Genomic DNA, 16,074 nt, shown 5'->3' with positions numbered 1-16,074 from the left:
GTTATTGCAGCGGCTAAGGCACCTGTCATATCGCTGGTTAAATTTATTTCCGCAGTGTTGCTATTGCTTTCCACTCGCAAATATTCCAAATAGCCCTAATTCGGCACAGAATTGCTACTCTCCCTAGCTAGCGAGGTATGCCGTACATATAAGCATCTGAAAAAATGAATTTTCCACCATAGCTATCCGAACAAAACGTCGGTTACTATGGGTTCGATATTGTATCGGGCTCATGCCTTTAATTCAACGAAGCCACTTATTCGCTGGGTTACTTGCTGGTTATATCCGTTACACCTGTTCTGTCAGTTATACTGGCTATGTCTGATATGCATTAATTTGTAGAACGATTTATAAAAGAATATAATAAGTTTTTACGAATTGTATGTATTATTCGGGACTAGGGGAATAAGCACTCCCCTTTCTTGAGGAAGTTACGGCGGATCCAGAGCTAGAAAATATATAAGAACCCTAAAATACCTTGTACTTCTTTAACTGTGTGCCCCAAATTTTTTGTTATTTAATTAAATATCGAATAATTTAAACTAAATCATTTTTAAATCATTATATCAATGTATATAGACATTTCCTCCTAAAGTAATTGAATTTATTAATTATAATTAGAGGGGCGGTTTTTAATTGTTAGAGTTCCATATTTCATTGATACCTTTAAATACTAAGGTTAAATAGTGTCGGATAATATGAATATAACAGTCCCATTTGTAAGCAAACGCCCGCATCAACAAGGTAATATGTTACTTTCCACTCTCGAATATTTCAAAAGGCCCTAAAACGATACAGTATTGCTTCTCCCCCTTTGCTTTTAACTACAAATAATGTGCGTAGTACTTACATATCAGAGACACTCTATAAAATAATAATTATGATTATATCTATTGATTCGTCCATCAACCTAACACCTATTATTAAATTATCCCTTTCTCAGATGTACACCTGAGAAAGGTTGATTTATCAATATTTATTAGAGTTTTCCAGTTTTATTAACAATAAAATTTTGTCATGTGTACACCTGATAAAGGATGGTTTTCAGTTGCGAATATAAAATTTAGAGTAGGTAATGAATCTCATTAAACAGTTTTATGGTGCTTGTGTTAAACAATGTAATAAACTTGGCAGTAGCGAGCTGTATGCCTTACATATAATCATTTAAATGAATGCATTTCCTGCCGTTCCTATCCGGATAAAACAGTCTAATTAGAGTAGCAAGAGACAAGTTGAATTGATGGTAAATTACTTAGATAACCTAGGGTTTAAACTACCGTTATTAATTGAATCACTACGAATGATGAATAATACAGTTTCAAATTATAATGTATAACAGCAATAAATCTATCTGCTTATGGTGAAATAAATCTCCTTTAAATCCTAGGTATGCCAATGCCCATCAACTACGCTAAAATCCCATCAAACATTATTTAAAATTAATAAATTAATTAACATATATGTGTCTTAAAGAATCAATACAACAACCGAATAAGCGATAATTTACATGTAGATTTATTGGAATTATTAAGCAAGGGAATGAAGGATTAAAAAAGTAGAATCACGTGAGCAAATAAGTAAAAAGATTAAAAGATTATCGCATCTTAAAGTATCGTTTTTACCGATTATCGAATTACTTCTTAAAGTACGGTTTTTTACGATAAAACCATACTTTAAGATGCCGGGGATGTAGGAAGTATAGCAGTAAGCCAGTCATAGCATAGTTTTGAAGCATATTTTGGACGACTACTAAAAGGGGTTAGGTATTAAGTCAAAATAATATTTATAAATTCCCAATCATCATCATAAAAGTGTCTGTTCCATTCTATGACTTCCCACCTGAATGCCACAGTAAATCAAACTCCTTATTTGTATAAAAGAATAATTGTGTTACAATCATTTAGGATAAAAAAAGCATACAAATCGTAGGGAATCCCCCGCCGATCTAATTTACATTCTACGCAATAAGTAGGTGTATTTTAGGTCGGCTTTTTTGTTGCTTTAAAAATATGAAGGGAAGTAAAAGTAATGAAATTAAAACCTAGTTTATCTCAATATGGAACAACCATTTATACTATTCCTAAAGCACATGGTTATAAAAAATTACTGTTACATGAATTTGAATTAGATTTATTGGAACAGGTAGTAAAGTACACCTATTTGAGAGCAATTGAATTAATCGATTACTTTGTCGTGATACGAGATAAGAACGGCTTTTCAAATGAAGATAATGTAAGGATTAGGCAGAATGCTACAAAAAGGTTGGCTAAAATTAAAGACGCAGGTGTATTGAAATCAAATGAAGCAAGTGAATACAAAGGACACAACCTTTTGTATAAACGTATTTTCTACACATTCACTAAACGTACACTTGAAATTTTATATTCGCTAAACCGCTTAACTGATGATGAACTTGCTTATTACACAGTGGTATTGGAAAAAAACATGCGATTTAAACCGCCATCAATTCATAGTGTAGCCATCGCAGCATTAGGAACTCGGCTCGACTTACAGTTAAAGAGTAAATTGGGTAAAGATGATTTCGTTATCAGTAAAGGTACGACACATCCACTATTTAAAAACTATACCGATGATACGGTCCAAATTTTCCCTGACTTATTGTTAGAGTTACCTGACCATAATAAACTTCTTATTTTTGAAGTGGACGGAGGGAGGCAATTAAGGGATGTAATTGAAAGTAAGTATTTCCGTTATAGGAAGATGTTCTCCAGTAATTATGTGAAGAAGTACAACAGTGAATTACAGGCACACATCATCTTTCTACCAATTGACGCTGATTTCTTAACCGATGAAAATCGCAGTAGCAAATCACACCGAATAAAATATTTAAAGAACTGTATTCCTAGCTTTGAAAAGTGGGGAAGCAATTTAAATATGTTCACCATTCGCTATAGTGCTATCGAGGAATTTGTAGATCGAACAATCACGTTTTCAGAACAACTAAGTGAATATGGTTTAAATGCTCTTATGAAACAGTGGCTATACAATTTAGAAAGTACTTTAATGCCGCTTAATTATAAAGTAACGGTTTTAACTGAACAGGAACTACTGCCACAAACTAAATCGACAGCTTATTCCCCGAATACTGTTATTAAGCTAAAGCAAGTTGGGAAGAAAGAGAAACATTACTTTGTTCTGTATATGAATAATGGGGAGATTCGAAGCCAGCAACGCTATTTAGAAACGATTCAGCGCCTAACAGCTATCAACGAAAGTGAGTCCAACAATTTACACATTAATTTATTGCTGCTCTACGCTACTTCTCATTCAAGGAAAACAGATGTATTAAACGACTTGGTTGCGTCTGATAATTTACAAATTTTTGCAACAAGTGAAGAAGAATGGAGGGAACTTGCTGAAGCGGAGAATATGGAGCTGGTTGTATTACCCCTATATGAGCAAAACAACAAATTGCTTAGTTACACTTTACGGAAGGAGAACTATCGCTTGTGAAGCAATCTGAACAACAAGAGCTTCAAATAATTACGCTATATTTTACAGCATGGTCTTTTATGAAATTCGAAGAATGAACCTAATTAATACACGACTATTAATACTGCCTCGTTCATTATCCAATTCGATTGGTGTAACAATATGGTAGCTTACGAGGTCTCCTACAATCGGATTTTCTAACTCTCTAAAACAGTTTGTTTAAGGAGTAGCAAGAACCTCCAAAGATGCTTGCAGGTGAAATTAGAAACTGCACTAAATGGGGTCCCGTCAGAAAAATTCCTTCATGTTGTAAATTCGCATTTTTCTAGCGGGGCTCCAAATTTAACGTATTGGATGCCAATGCTGCATATTAAAACCTCTTACCTGTTATTTAACTAATTCTTAAATCATTTACATCACAACCGCCAGTTTTATATGTTTAATGTATAAAAGTCCTTAACCGTTTTTAAACCGTTTTTAAATCATTGATATATAAGGAATTCGATTCGTCATTCTTAGGTATAAGTTTGTAACTTATATACAAATTCATTAATAAAAATATACATCGTTAATTCTAAAATAAATTAACCGTTATTTAAATATTGGTTAACTCAAAAATAAACATGTAATTTGGGAGATACTCTGCGATTACATAGAAATATTGGCTCTTTATGGTTTGACAGATTTATTTGAAGGAATAGTTAGACCTACGCCTTCATTTAATCAAAATTCCGAATTACACACTATTAGTCACAAGCAGCACAATACTCCTTATCCAATTGAATGAGGCGGTTGGTTACCAAAGTTTCGTTTGGGGACGTTAAACGAAATATTAATATTAGTGATAAAGCATTTAATTGCAATTTGAGTTCTTGAAGCGAGAGTTTATGCTCCTTTACTATTTGATTATCCCAAAAATTATCGTCAATATATCTTGGGATTAAGTGAAAGTGAAAATGTGTTCCTTCATCCATAATTGGACCATTAGTTTGAAGGACACGTAAACTTCTTATTAAAAATGGTTTTCAAATATTTCAATTATAGATTTTGTCCATCAATTCAATAAGTTTGGATGTAGTTAGTAATAGAAAATGAAACACTCCTGCCAGCTCCCTACACCTTTTATATATAAAATGAAACACTTTATAAATTTAAGAAATATTCCAATATGCGTGTCTAAAAGAATTAATACAACAACCAAATATGATAATACAAAAGCAATAATTTACTTGTAGACTTATTGGAATTATAAAGCAAGGGAATTAAGGTCGCTAGGCTACGTGCTGGTTATGCAGCTATGTCAGTTATATCTGCTATGTCTTAATTTGTAGAACGATTTATAAAGGAATGTAGTGAGTTTTTACGAATTGTATGTATTAGAGGGGGTGATATGTTATGTCTGATACATCGAATATAAATTTTATATCGGATATATCTGATACAACAATTGGTGGGGAGCTTATTTATGACACTGTTACAGTAAGTAAAATGCTAGGGGTTCAGGAAAGTACGCTGAGAAAATATTGTGCGTTAATGCAAAAGCATCATTATGAATTTAATAAAAATTCAGTAGGGCATCGTGTATATTATCCAAAAGATGTAGAGGTAATAAAAGAAATTGTAACGCTTAAAAATTCAGGATCGTTAACATTGAGTGAAGCAGTGAAAGCCATATTAAGATCTGACATAGACGATATAACAGATACAGCATCTATAGCAAACCCTGATTACAGTAAGTTATTAGAAGTGTTTGAGACATTTAAAAATAATCAAATGCAGTTCAATCAGAAACTGTTGGAGCAATTAGAAAAGCAGCAAAACTATATTGAAAATAGTATTGATGAAAGAGATAAGAAGTTGATGTTGGCTTTAAAAGAATCAATGGAAACAAGAAGACAATTAGCTGCAGAGGAAGAGAAGAAAAAATCCTGGTGGAAATTTTGGAGGAGAACCTAATTCCGATTTGACGCCAAGGAGACTTTTAGATTGAAACCCTATTAACATCGCGGTACGCCTAATAAAACGGTATATCAGGGATATCTATCTGATATACCGTAAGCTCGTAATCAAATAACACATATAAATAAACTGGCACCTCCGGTAAGATAAAAATATTACTCATAGAGAGTGCGATTCTTATGTCAACAAATAAATTAACCAATGTTCCTGTCAAACTCGACTCTCTTCTAATTGAAACTTCTTCGATTTATCCCATCTAAACACTCTATGAATATATATTTCGATGGTAAGGGCTTCGCTATACCCTTCAAAATCGATTCATTCGTTTGCTGAATCGTTTCTTTCCAGACTTTATACAATTATTTAAAATCTTTTGGAAAATGGTATAAGCGGTCAAAGTAAGGCCCTCTGCCTCTGCACTTACTTTGACCGCTTACTTGGAATGTTGCCCAATACGAAAAACTTAGGCCGAATGTTTCCCAAAACTTGACTTAGATCCAATGATTTTCTCAACGGAGCAGTTTAAGCTCTGAAAATAATCGATATATAAAATTAATTCATTATAATGAATTAACAATGTTAATCAGTATCTTTAATTGATTGTAAATGGAGTTGATTTTGTATAATCTTCTCAATATTCGGTACCGATAAATTTCGAGAAGCGTTATAATCTACATCAATTCTAAAACTACAATTTTTACATTTGAATCCTAATACAGTACGATTATTTTTATCAATATAACCACAATTTGAACATCTTCTTGATGTACAATATGGGTTAACTTTTACTACGTTAATACCATTTTGTTCAGCTTTATATTCAATAAATCTCTGAAGTGTATCATAACAAAACGTAGTCTTTTCACTAACACCCTTCAAATTTTCCATCTGAATAGTTCCACACTTTTCTTTTAAAGCTATATCAATAACTGCTTTACTCCATTTATGATATTTATCTTTATTAAAATTAGAAATTGATGTGGAAATTTTTCCTAATGGTTTCATACGGGTATTTTTCCCATGACCAACACTTCCTTCTGAAGCATATTTTCTTGATTTAGCTAGTCTTTTACGACGATTTAAAATCTGTTTCGTAAAATTCTCAATTTCTTCCTTACTACCTATTTTTACACTCCAATTTTCCTTGTCATTTATTGAAATTGCAATCGGCACATTCTTACCGATATCAATTCCCATAACACGAGTGGGATTATATAAGTTTTCGGGTTGTTTAAAGGAATATCTTAGTATTAAAAACCACTTTTTCTTTTTTTGATCATATCTCATTTGGCTCATGCCTAATTTATATTCACCACTAATAATTGCATCTATAATTGTACATTTATTATCACTAGCTATTAATTCTAAATGTATATTTCCATTTTTTAAACCAATTGATTTCGCATAAACTGTATTAATCAATCTTATCTCAGTTGAATACACATTATTGTTATTGTTAATTCTGAGATTGCGTGGTTTTCTATCGTCATAAAATTGTTTATTATGAATTTCCAATGGAAGATTTTTGTTAAAACTGGGAATTGAAACATTTCCCATCTTAATTTCTGGTAAATCATTTCTCCATTTTTGCTCAACCATACGCATAATTGCATCTTTACTTAATGCACATAGTGTGACAGTTTCAAATTTAAACTCATTTATAATATCATCTCGAACATTTTTGTAGCCATTAGGAAGTGTTTCATTCCTCTTTAAAAAATATTCACCATACCTTTGCATGTAAGAATAATCAAATTCTTCATAATCCCAAAACATCCGAATTCCTTTATTAGCTAATCTCCAAGATTCCAATTGAATAACCTTCATAACTTCTAAAAAAGTTTTTTCAGCAATATTTAATGGTCTTTTAACTTCCAATTTCAAGGCTCTATATATCATTTAACATCTCCTACTCTTTACTTTAGGGAGGTGCACCGAAAAAACGCATATTTTATATGTTAAGGTAAAAGCCTTGATATAAAAGGCTTTTATAAATCATTTAATATTTTATTTATAATTAAGATGCATTTACCAGAAATCCATAAACATTTGTTTTTGATAATCTCTTAACATATAATATCCACATTTTTTTGGCTGGACCCCTTAAGTAAATTATTGAACTACAGCCTTTACCTAGTCCCTCTTACTAAAAAGAGAAGTTACCGAGTGTAAAAAATACTTTCTCGATTTCACGCTGTCTAGGGCAACATAGTTATAATTTGATTTCAAAAAAGAATTTTATACTCTAAAAAGAAATCTTTTTTAAGGTCACTCACATTTAGCTTGCGAAATACACGCCGAAGTTTTCGTATTTAGCCTTTCCAATCAATCGGTAGCAGTTCGGTAGTGATTTCCTAAAGTTAGGTGATGTTATTTCAGGCAGCCTGTTAGACATGGGTTCGATATTGTATTAGGCTCATGCCTTTTAATTCAACGAAACACACTTACTCGCTGAGCTTATATACTGAGTATATCAGTCACATTAGATATGTCAGTTATACCTGATATATCTAATATGTCTTATTTTGTATAACGATTTATAAAGGAATGTAGTGAGTTTTTACGAATTGTATGTATTATAGGCGGGTGATTTGTTATGTCTGATACATCGGATATAAATCTTATATTGAATATATCTGATACAACAATTAGCGGGGAGCTTATTTATGACACGGTTACAGTAAGTAAAATGCTGGGGGTTCAGGAAAGTACGCTAAGAAAATATTGTGCGTGATTGTTAACATTGAGTCAAGCAGTGAAAGCCATATTAGAATCTGACATAGACGATATAACAGATACAGTACCTAAAGCAAACCCTGATTACAGTAAGTTATTAGACGTGTTTGAGACATTTAAAAATAATTAAATGCAGTTGTAACCGCTAAAATAAACTTAACAGTTTTTGCTCATTTCAATTGAACACTTTTTCACCAATTTAATAGTTTCCTGTAAACTGAAAATATCAGTTTATTAGGAGGCTGTACCAATGGAGGAGAAGCTTGTGTTACATATCGAAATTCATCAATTACGCAATCGTCGATTAAAGGTTGCACAAATCGCAAAACGACTAAAAATATCACGTAACACCGTGTATAAATATTTAGGTATGTCATTTGAAGATGCAATAAATGAATTTAGTCAGACCGGACGCAAAAAGAAGCTGGATGAATACCAAGATTGGATTGTAGGTTGGTTACTTGAGTTCCCTAGCTTAACGGGAGCGCAAGTTTTAGATTGGCTACAAGAAAAATTCCCAACGATTGATGTAGGAGAAAGTACGGTTAGGCGTTATGTAAATGAAATTCGTGAAATTTATCAAATTGAAAAAGTAGATGAACCTCGAGAATACGAAGCCGTTATTGAACTGCCTCCAGGGAAGCAATTACAAGTAGATTGGGGACAAACCATTCAAAAAACAACGGTTGGTAAAGAAGTGAAATTGTATTTCGTTGCCTTTGTGTTAGCGCACTCCCGGCATAAATTCACTGTGTGGTTAGATCGGCCTTTTACAACAAGAGATACAATAGACTGTCATGAAAAAGCTTTTCAGTTTTATGGCGGTATAACGGATGAAATTGTTTACGATCAAGACAATTTAATTGCGGTAAGTGAAAACGCTGGGGATCTTATTTTAACTCAGGAGTTTCAACAATATGTAAAAGACCGGAAATTTAAAATCTATCTGTGCCGCAAAGCAGATCCCGAATCGAAAGGCAAAATAGAGAGTGTTGTAAAATACGTGAAATATAATTTCGCTAAAAATCGAATTTATACAACACTTGAGGACTGGAACGAGAGGTCTTTAAAATGGTTAGAACGGACAGGAAATTATAAAGTGCACAATACAACAAAAAAGAGACCTTTTGAAGTGTTTCTCCTGGAAAAGCAACACTTAAGAAAAGTCTCTACACCGCTTCCTAAATTAGAAAGCAACCATACAGAAATTATAACAAGGAATGTCAACAAGGACAACACCGTTCGGTACACATCTAATCGATATTCTGTTCCATTAGGAACATATACGAAATATCCAGTCATACAAATCGTGCCCCTAGGGCAGAAATTAAAAATATTAGTACCGCATACTGGCGAAATTCTTGCGGAACATACCATTAGTTTAGAAAAAGGCAAACTGATAAAAAATCTAAATCATGGACGTGATCGCTCTAAGTCGCTCGATGAGTTACAACGTAATGTGCTCACTTTATTTCCATATAAAGGAGCCGAGCAATATATTCAAGATATTTGTCATACATACGGTCGATATCGTAGAGATCAATTATTGTTATTCCAAAAAATTGCGAAAGAGAACCCAGAATGGATTTCTGCAGCAATTGATAAATGTATTCAAGAAAAGTTATATAGCGCAAATGAGTTTCGGGATGTGGTCGCCTATTTTAAGCGAACAAAAATTGAACCAGAGCAGCCAATAACAACTGTAAAAGAATCAAAAGAATCGCTAGCAATAGCAGTTCAAACGAGAGATTTAAAAGAATACATTCAACGTATGGGAGGCAAATAATATGAGTAAAAGTGTGGCAGATATCCAACTGGCATTTAAGCAATTACGTTTAGCAGAAACGGCTGAGGGGCTCCCAGAGCTTCTCCGCCAAGCGGAACAAGTATCGTGGACGTATTTAGAATTCATTGATGAGCTAACAACATTAGAGCTTAGAAGACGAGAAGAAAAGAGTATCGAAAAGCGTTTATCGTGGGCACGTTTCCCATACCATAAGCCGTTGCATATGTTTCAGTTAGAGGAGCAAACAGCGATTACAGAGCGCCAAATGAAACAGCTGCAAGAGTTCCAATGGATAGAGCAAAGTTACAATTTAATTCTTTTAGGACCACCTGGTGCAGGGAAAACGTTATTGGCCGTAGGCTTAGGCATTGAAGCCATTCAAAAAGGCTTTCAAGTCTATTTCATAACAATGGGAGAATTAATTCAGTTATTGAAAACAGAGGAATTTACACATCGCTCACAAATCCAATTAAAACGTTTGAGAGCGTCAGATTTAATTATTATCGATGATGTGATGTATATGGCTTTAGATCAACGAGAAGCCACTTTATTCTTTCAACTCGTACATCAGCTATACGAACAAAGTTCGCTAATATTGACATCAAATCGAAGTCCAGAAGAATGGACAGAGTTAGTGGATAACCAAGGGATGATGACTGCTATTTTAGACCGCCTGTTACACAGAGTCGAGGTCATTCATATGAACAATGAAAGTCATCGTTTAAAACATCAACAAAGAATCTTTAACGAATAAAAAGTGTTCATCCTTAATGAGCAAAAAATGTTCAATTTGGGTTGACGGTTACAGCAGTTCAACCAGAAACTGTTGGAGCAATTGGAAAAGCAGCAAAACTATATTGAAAATAGTATTAACGAAAGAGATAAAAAGTTAATGTTGGCCATAAAAGAATCCATGGAAACAAGAAGACAATTAGCTGCAGAGGAAGAGAAGAAAAAATCCTGGTGGAAATTTTGGAGGAAGACCTGATTGCGATTTGGGGCAAGAAGTCTTTTAGACCGAAATCGTATTAGCATCTTGGCTCACTAATATGATGTTATATCATCAATACTAAAAAAATGGTAAAGATCAGACCCATCTACATATAAAAAATGAAACAAACCAAACCCATTCATATTCCCAAGTAAATTAAAATATAGAACTTACATTTTCCTAATCTTCAACTACTGTATAACCAACTTCCTTCAAACAATATCTTAAATAATCAATCATACCCTTATAAAACCCATTAGCCTTGTATTAAGGTCCTCGCCCAGCAAGTTGGCCTATGGAACGCCTCCCGCTTTGATTCTAGTAGTGTCTTAAACTTTCCTTCAACAATAATACTGTTAGGCTAAGCAAAAAACCTCTCAGAATGGGCAGATACTATTTGAACAAACGTTTATTTTACTAAAGATGAAAAGCACAGGCATAATATCGCTCATAGAAAACCCCGCAAAATTAATACTTTGCGGGGTTTTCGAGGTTTCATTTATTTAGTACACTCTTTGTATGTCACATTATAATTCTAAATTATTTAAGAATTATTAACTTTTTCTATTTGGTCGCATTCAGTTGCTTTTCCAGCCGATCCAAATAAGTTTATTTTTTCAATAATCATTGCTTTTACAGCATTTCGGCCTTCTCCAATATAATTTATAGCATTGTATACTGTTTGATCATTATCTAAAATTTGTCTTATCTCTTTAGTAAAGGCAAGGTGATTATCTGCATTTACATTGATTTTTGCAGTTCCCAATGAAATTGCCTTTTTAATTTGTTCTGGGTAAAGACCTGAAGAGGTGCAGCTTTCCTATGGCTAAAATGAACTCAAAAATTAACTAGTACCGGTTTAACAATAATACTTCTACTAAGATTCTGATCTTTCCTCACACTCCCCCATAAATTCTTCTAATGCTAGTGCCATCAAATCGGTTCCTGAGAACATTGGATTCTTCCTTTTGAAATCACCCCAACGTTCTCATAATTCTACATAAACGCTAATACCGGTAGTTTTCTTCGATCCCGCAAACTTTTTAATAAAGAGTAATTCATCATTTGAATACTTTTCTTCTCAACAAGACCTTGTCTATAAAGCGAATAGAATGTTTCGCGATAATTGGCAGTCAATTTAATTATTATATGTCTACCTCTCTATCCTTATAGCTTTTTAATACGTTTATTCCACTCATCTTCATTATATAGTGCAGATAATTTATAACCCCTATGTTCACTAAAATCATCTATATGATAAGTTCTAAATCTAAATTCATATTCATATCCATCAGGTTTCATTTCTAATTCCGCAACTAATAACGTGATTTCAAATGCTGATACTTGTTTCACAATGCAATTACAGATTTTTGATGTATCAAAATCATCTGCTGGAATATATAATTCAAAGCTTTTTCCTGCTTTTATTTTGTTTACATCAAAAGCACTTATTTTTGTAAAAAATGATTCACTATTTTCCAAAATAAGACCTCACTTTATAATATTTAGTTGATATTACTTTTTATACTTTCTTCGTAGTGATTCTGCATCTCTTTTTAAAGAAGCGTCATTTAATAACAATTTTATAATATCCCTTCTAAGAGTCGGCGCTTCCCTCATACTTCCCCATAAATTCTTCTATTGCTTGTGCCATTAAATCGGTTCCTGAATACATCGGATACTTCTTTTTAAACTCGCCCCAACGTTCCCATAATTCCACATACACGCTAATACCGGTAGTTTTCTTCGCTCCTACAAACTGCTTTAAAAGTAAATGTTGTTTAGCCATAACAACATCTTGTTTATTCTTAAAAAGTTCTTTAACAAAGAATAATTCATCGTTTGTTAATTCAATACTTTCCTTCTCAACAAGTACTTGTTGTTGATTAACAGCATCATTCCTTTTAACAACACTTTGTTTTTGTTTAACACTCTGCTTTTTTTTATTTTGTTTATCTATAACAAGATCTTGTTTCCATTTGTCTCCCATTTTAAAGGCTACATAGTTTTTACCATCTACCGTGATACCTAGTTCATTTGCATTTTTCTTTAACAACGAATAACTAAAATCAAATTTTCCAGATTTAAAGTTATCTTCTAATCGTCCACCCATATTTTTTAAATTTAACAGATGATTGTTAAGTTTTATTAATTGCTCTTCTAACGGTAAAGCCTTAAAATCATTCATTTTCATAAAGAAGCCTACCACCTTTACTGTACTGTTAACATTTAACTAATACTTGTTAAATTCTAGAAACGTTGCGAACTTCCCTTCCAGTAACAACAATATTAAGCTAGGGCAAACCATCAGGCATCTCCTTTATCCTGAATTTCCATCTACAGCTTTCACCATTTCAATACATTCCAATATTTTCTCTAATAAAATCTTCATATCCATCATATAAATCAACATAATAACCATTCACTCAAATAACCTCAATACCAGTTCTAATTGAAATTAAAGCTATGCCTCCTGGGGCATAAATAACTACTGGTTCCCGTTCTATAAATACCATTGAATGAACTTTACGAGCTGTTTTTATATCTCTATCCATTACAAATTGATTCAATCCTGTAACCTCTTATAACTAAAAGCTTTAGAAAACCCAGTAGCCTTATTTTAAACTCCTCGTCCAGCAAGCTAGTCTGTGAAACCCTCCCACTATGAGCTATTCCCCAAAAAAACAACGGTACTATAAACTCCCAAATACCAATTAAATGAGATAGATATATATTTCTATAGGGTAAATTAAAAAACAGGAAATAAGAAATATGTAAAGGCGGAGTGGAGTATTTAATTAACCAGTATCCGTTAATGTTTCTCTCATGGTCAGTTGTTCATTAATGATCTGTTCAAAATGAAGCTTTCTAACTTTATTTATAAGTACTTCATATCCTGCGACATGTTCCATCATATCTATTTGTTCTTCGATCATCGCCCGTATTCTAAAGATAAAACGTGAGCCAAGATCTTTTTTTAGCCAAATGATGTACGCCATGTATAAATCAACGGTTGTCCAGCCTGTTTTTGCATTACGGCCTTTTCCTATAGTTGTTTTCAATAGCTTTTTAGATTGCTTCAGCAGCTTGTTTAAAGAACTGTTTGAAATGCCGATTTCATTGCACAGCTCTTTTTGGGTACGCCAAATAAACGGCTCAGAAACTTGTTTTTTTGCCGTAATCCACTCCGTGATGTCTGTTTCCCATTCTTTTAAATGGCTGCGTACACGGTCTTTACGCGCTTTTTTATGCTTGTACCAAGCGGTTTGGCCAAAAGATACTTTAATATCTTTGTGTTGCGGCGCGTATAGTTCTATAAGTTGTTCAACATATTCCTTTTTTGGTCCGTGGTACCGCCCGGAATATGCTGATTCAACGATTGTATTTAGGTCTTTTACTGGCAGTGGTGTGCGTAGGCGTGAGTTAAACTGATCCAGTAAATCAAATGCATAGCTTTGGTCACGCGCATCTTGATAGCACACTAAAGCAAGCGTAAACAAATAGTTGTTACGCCCGATTTGGCCTTTTTCCCCCTTTACATCTGTTGTTTGGAGCAGCTGGTGAAACCAATCTGTGTTCAATAATGAAGGACTAGCTGTTTTTTGCGGTACTACATAAAGCTGGCGTCCTCTGTCTGCATCTTTACGCTGGGACCATGCGATTAACGCAGCCGGATCATAAATTGCATATTCGTTAAACCATTTCACATTACTGTTATTTGGTATACGGAAAAAACCGAAGTCATTACAGTACATATCTGCTTCGACACTCGCTAAACTGCGTTTTAAATTTTCTGCAATGCGTTTGGCTACTCTCAGGCTACGAAACTGGTTTTTATTTGATATAAAAATCGGCTTTATCAGAACAAAATACACCTGGTAACCCCTCTCTGTTTCTAATATGAGGGTAGGTGCGCCAATACTTTCATCAATGCAAGCCAATTGTATATCGTTTACGCTGTATTCCTTTGTATCAATATCGACTACAAATACATTGATTTGTTGCAGGTTTTCTTCTTCAAAACCCTTAATTGTTTGGCGTTTGTCATCGGCATAGTAATAGCGGCGATATACGTTTGGGGTGAAATGTGAAATTTGATTTGCCTGTTTAATGAGTGTTTCTTTTGATGTGATGATATAACCTTTTACACCATTCTCAAAATGGCTTTTATCGCGCACAGCAAAAACAGCCCCCTTTTTGTGGAGCTTGTCCAGCTGTTTTGCCCTGTACTGCAAATCTAGGGGTGCATCAGAAGATTTTGGATGGTAAGTTAGCAGACCTTCGTGCATGATTGTTTCAATGATTTTTGCTAGTGTATCTTGTTTAGTTGCATACGAAAAAATAGCCATTTGCGCAGACCTCTCCCTTAGATATAAGTGAGTGAGCGCAAATAGCTAAGCTAAATAATTCGTCAGAAATCCGTCAAAAAGGATAACCCTGACATTACAGGTATACAAAAGATAAATACTAATTCATTTTATTTGAGAACTAATAAAAGCAGTATATTCAACACTAGTTGTATCTCTTGTTTTAATAAAATAGAAATACCTGGACATTGCTGTCCTTTGAGGGGGCATACCTAGCTGTCAAAATACACTAAAAAGAGTGCATTAAAACAATTTTCAATACATTAATATTGAAAATGAATCTTACACTTGCTATAATCAACGTAATATTGAATTACATAATGGCGTGTTACCAGCACATCATTATATTTATAACAACAAGATAAGCGATCTATTAATGGCGCTACTTTATTTTGTTGTAGATTAATGACGATAAGTTAGTTATTTGCGAACACTTACTTATTTAGTTGTTAATTGTGTAAAAGTCATCCCTTGTCCGGCGAAAGACATTAGGGGATGGCTTTTTTGTTTTGTCTAAACCATTTATTACTATTTACTAAACCATAAAGTAAGTAGGTTGTAAACCAGCAAAAATCAAGGTTTGTAGAGAATTTCTTCGCAAATTTCTACTTTTCTACTTTTGCGAGAAAGTTCATTTTAGGTAGAAATTTCAAATTTCTACTTTTCTACTTTTGCTAAGTAGAATTTTTTTCTTCCCATATAAAATATAAAAAAATCTCCCTTTAGACCCCACTGTATAAGGGTTTTTAAAAGGGAGATGTGTAGAATCATTATTTCGAAAG

11 protein-coding genes and 1 pseudogene are annotated in these 16,074 nt (G+C 33.5%); 6 read left to right on the top strand and 6 right to left on the bottom strand.

The features are described from left to right. Nucleotides 1–2,028: 2,028 nt before the first annotated feature. Both MKY71_RS19850 and MKY71_RS19845 read left to right on the top strand, forming a co-directional pair. On the top strand, nucleotides 2,029–3,474 hold the full coding sequence (locus MKY71_RS19850; protein WP_340733893.1) for a hypothetical protein: 1,446 nt from the start codon (nucleotides 2,029–2,031) through the stop codon (nucleotides 3,472–3,474). 1,374 nt (nucleotides 3,475–4,848) lie between these two features. Next, on the top strand, nucleotides 4,849–5,409 hold the full coding sequence (locus tag MKY71_RS19845) for a DUF3967 domain-containing protein (protein WP_340733891.1): 561 nt from the start codon (nucleotides 4,849–4,851) through the stop codon (nucleotides 5,407–5,409). 582 nt (nucleotides 5,410–5,991) lie between these two features. Here the strand turns inward: MKY71_RS19845 and MKY71_RS19840 are convergent. Further along, on the bottom strand, nucleotides 5,992–7,311 hold the full coding sequence (locus MKY71_RS19840) for a transposase (RefSeq protein ID WP_340733890.1): 1,320 nt from the start codon (nucleotides 7,309–7,311) through the stop codon (nucleotides 5,992–5,994). Between the two features lie 697 nt (nucleotides 7,312–8,008). Here MKY71_RS19840 and MKY71_RS19835 point away from each other — a divergent pair. From MKY71_RS19835 to MKY71_RS19820, 4 genes are all read left to right on the top strand, one after another. Beyond that, nucleotides 8,009–8,146, top strand: a complete 138-nt coding sequence (locus MKY71_RS19835; RefSeq protein ID WP_340733887.1) for a hypothetical protein — start codon at nucleotides 8,009–8,011, stop codon at nucleotides 8,144–8,146. A gap of 267 nt (nucleotides 8,147–8,413) precedes the next feature. Continuing rightward, nucleotides 8,414–9,934 carry an IS21 family transposase gene (gene istA / locus MKY71_RS19830; protein ID WP_340733909.1) on the top strand — a complete coding sequence of 507 codons (1,521 nt, stop codon included), beginning with the start codon at nucleotides 8,414–8,416 and terminating at the stop codon, nucleotides 9,932–9,934. Between the two features lies 1 nt (nucleotide 9,935). Continuing rightward, nucleotides 9,936–10,688 carry an IS21-like element helper ATPase IstB gene (gene istB / locus MKY71_RS19825; protein WP_340733885.1) on the top strand — a complete coding sequence of 251 codons (753 nt, stop codon included), beginning with the start codon at nucleotides 9,936–9,938 and terminating at the stop codon, nucleotides 10,686–10,688. An 81-nt stretch (nucleotides 10,689–10,769) separates the two neighbouring features. Continuing rightward, nucleotides 10,770–10,922, top strand: a complete 153-nt coding sequence (locus tag MKY71_RS19820; RefSeq protein ID WP_340733883.1) for a DUF3967 domain-containing protein — start codon at nucleotides 10,770–10,772, stop codon at nucleotides 10,920–10,922. A gap of 547 nt (nucleotides 10,923–11,469) precedes the next feature. On the opposite strand, the pseudogene MKY71_RS19815 reads toward MKY71_RS19820, so the two are convergent. The 5 genes and pseudogenes from MKY71_RS19815 to MKY71_RS19795 form a co-directional block, all read right to left on the bottom strand. Beyond that, nucleotides 11,470–11,721 (bottom strand): annotated as a pseudogene (locus MKY71_RS19815) (class II fructose-bisphosphate aldolase); the annotation flags it as partial. 371 nt (nucleotides 11,722–12,092) lie between these two features. Next, nucleotides 12,093–12,407 (bottom strand): hypothetical protein, encoded by a 315-nt coding sequence (locus MKY71_RS19810; RefSeq protein WP_340733882.1) that lies wholly within the window; start codon nucleotides 12,405–12,407, stop codon nucleotides 12,093–12,095. Nucleotides 12,408–12,522: 115 nt separating this feature from the next. Beyond that, nucleotides 12,523–13,119 carry a hypothetical protein gene (locus MKY71_RS19805; protein ID WP_340733881.1) on the bottom strand — a complete coding sequence of 199 codons (597 nt, stop codon included), beginning with the start codon at nucleotides 13,117–13,119 and terminating at the stop codon, nucleotides 12,523–12,525. A 232-nt stretch (nucleotides 13,120–13,351) separates the two neighbouring features. Continuing rightward, the gene (locus tag MKY71_RS19800; RefSeq protein ID WP_340733879.1) at nucleotides 13,352–13,495 is read right to left on the bottom strand and encodes a hypothetical protein; all 144 of its coding nucleotides are present in this window, start codon (nucleotides 13,493–13,495) and stop codon (nucleotides 13,352–13,354) included. Nucleotides 13,496–13,723: 228 nt separating this feature from the next. Then, nucleotides 13,724–15,274, bottom strand: coding sequence for a primase C-terminal domain-containing protein (locus MKY71_RS19795; RefSeq protein WP_340733877.1), 1,551 nt, complete (start codon nucleotides 15,272–15,274; stop codon nucleotides 13,724–13,726). Nucleotides 15,275–16,074 lie beyond the last annotated feature (800 nt).

The organism is Solibacillus sp. FSL W7-1324 (assembly GCF_038008025.1).
Taxonomy (GTDB): Bacteria; Bacillota; Bacilli; order Bacillales_A; family Planococcaceae; genus Solibacillus.
The sequence above is the reverse complement of the archived record's forward strand: the minus strand, read 5'-3'. Positions and strand labels throughout refer to the sequence as shown.

Coding starts and splice junctions, on each gene's coding strand:
- MKY71_RS19850 (WP_340733893.1), top strand. CDS start 2,029: ATGAAATTAAAACCTAGTTTATCTCAATATGGAACAACCATTTATACT.
- MKY71_RS19845 (WP_340733891.1), top strand. CDS start 4,849: ATGTCTGATACATCGAATATAAATTTTATATCGGATATATCTGATACA.
- MKY71_RS19840 (WP_340733890.1), bottom strand. CDS start 7,311: ATGATATATAGAGCCTTGAAATTGGAAGTTAAAAGACCATTAAATATT.
- MKY71_RS19835 (WP_340733887.1), top strand. CDS start 8,009: ATGTCTGATACATCGGATATAAATCTTATATTGAATATATCTGATACA.
- istB (WP_340733885.1), top strand. CDS start 9,936: ATGAGTAAAAGTGTGGCAGATATCCAACTGGCATTTAAGCAATTACGT.
- MKY71_RS19805 (WP_340733881.1), bottom strand. CDS start 13,119: ATGAAAATGAATGATTTTAAGGCTTTACCGTTAGAAGAGCAATTAATA.
- MKY71_RS19795 (WP_340733877.1), bottom strand. CDS start 15,274: ATGGCTATTTTTTCGTATGCAACTAAACAAGATACACTAGCAAAAATC.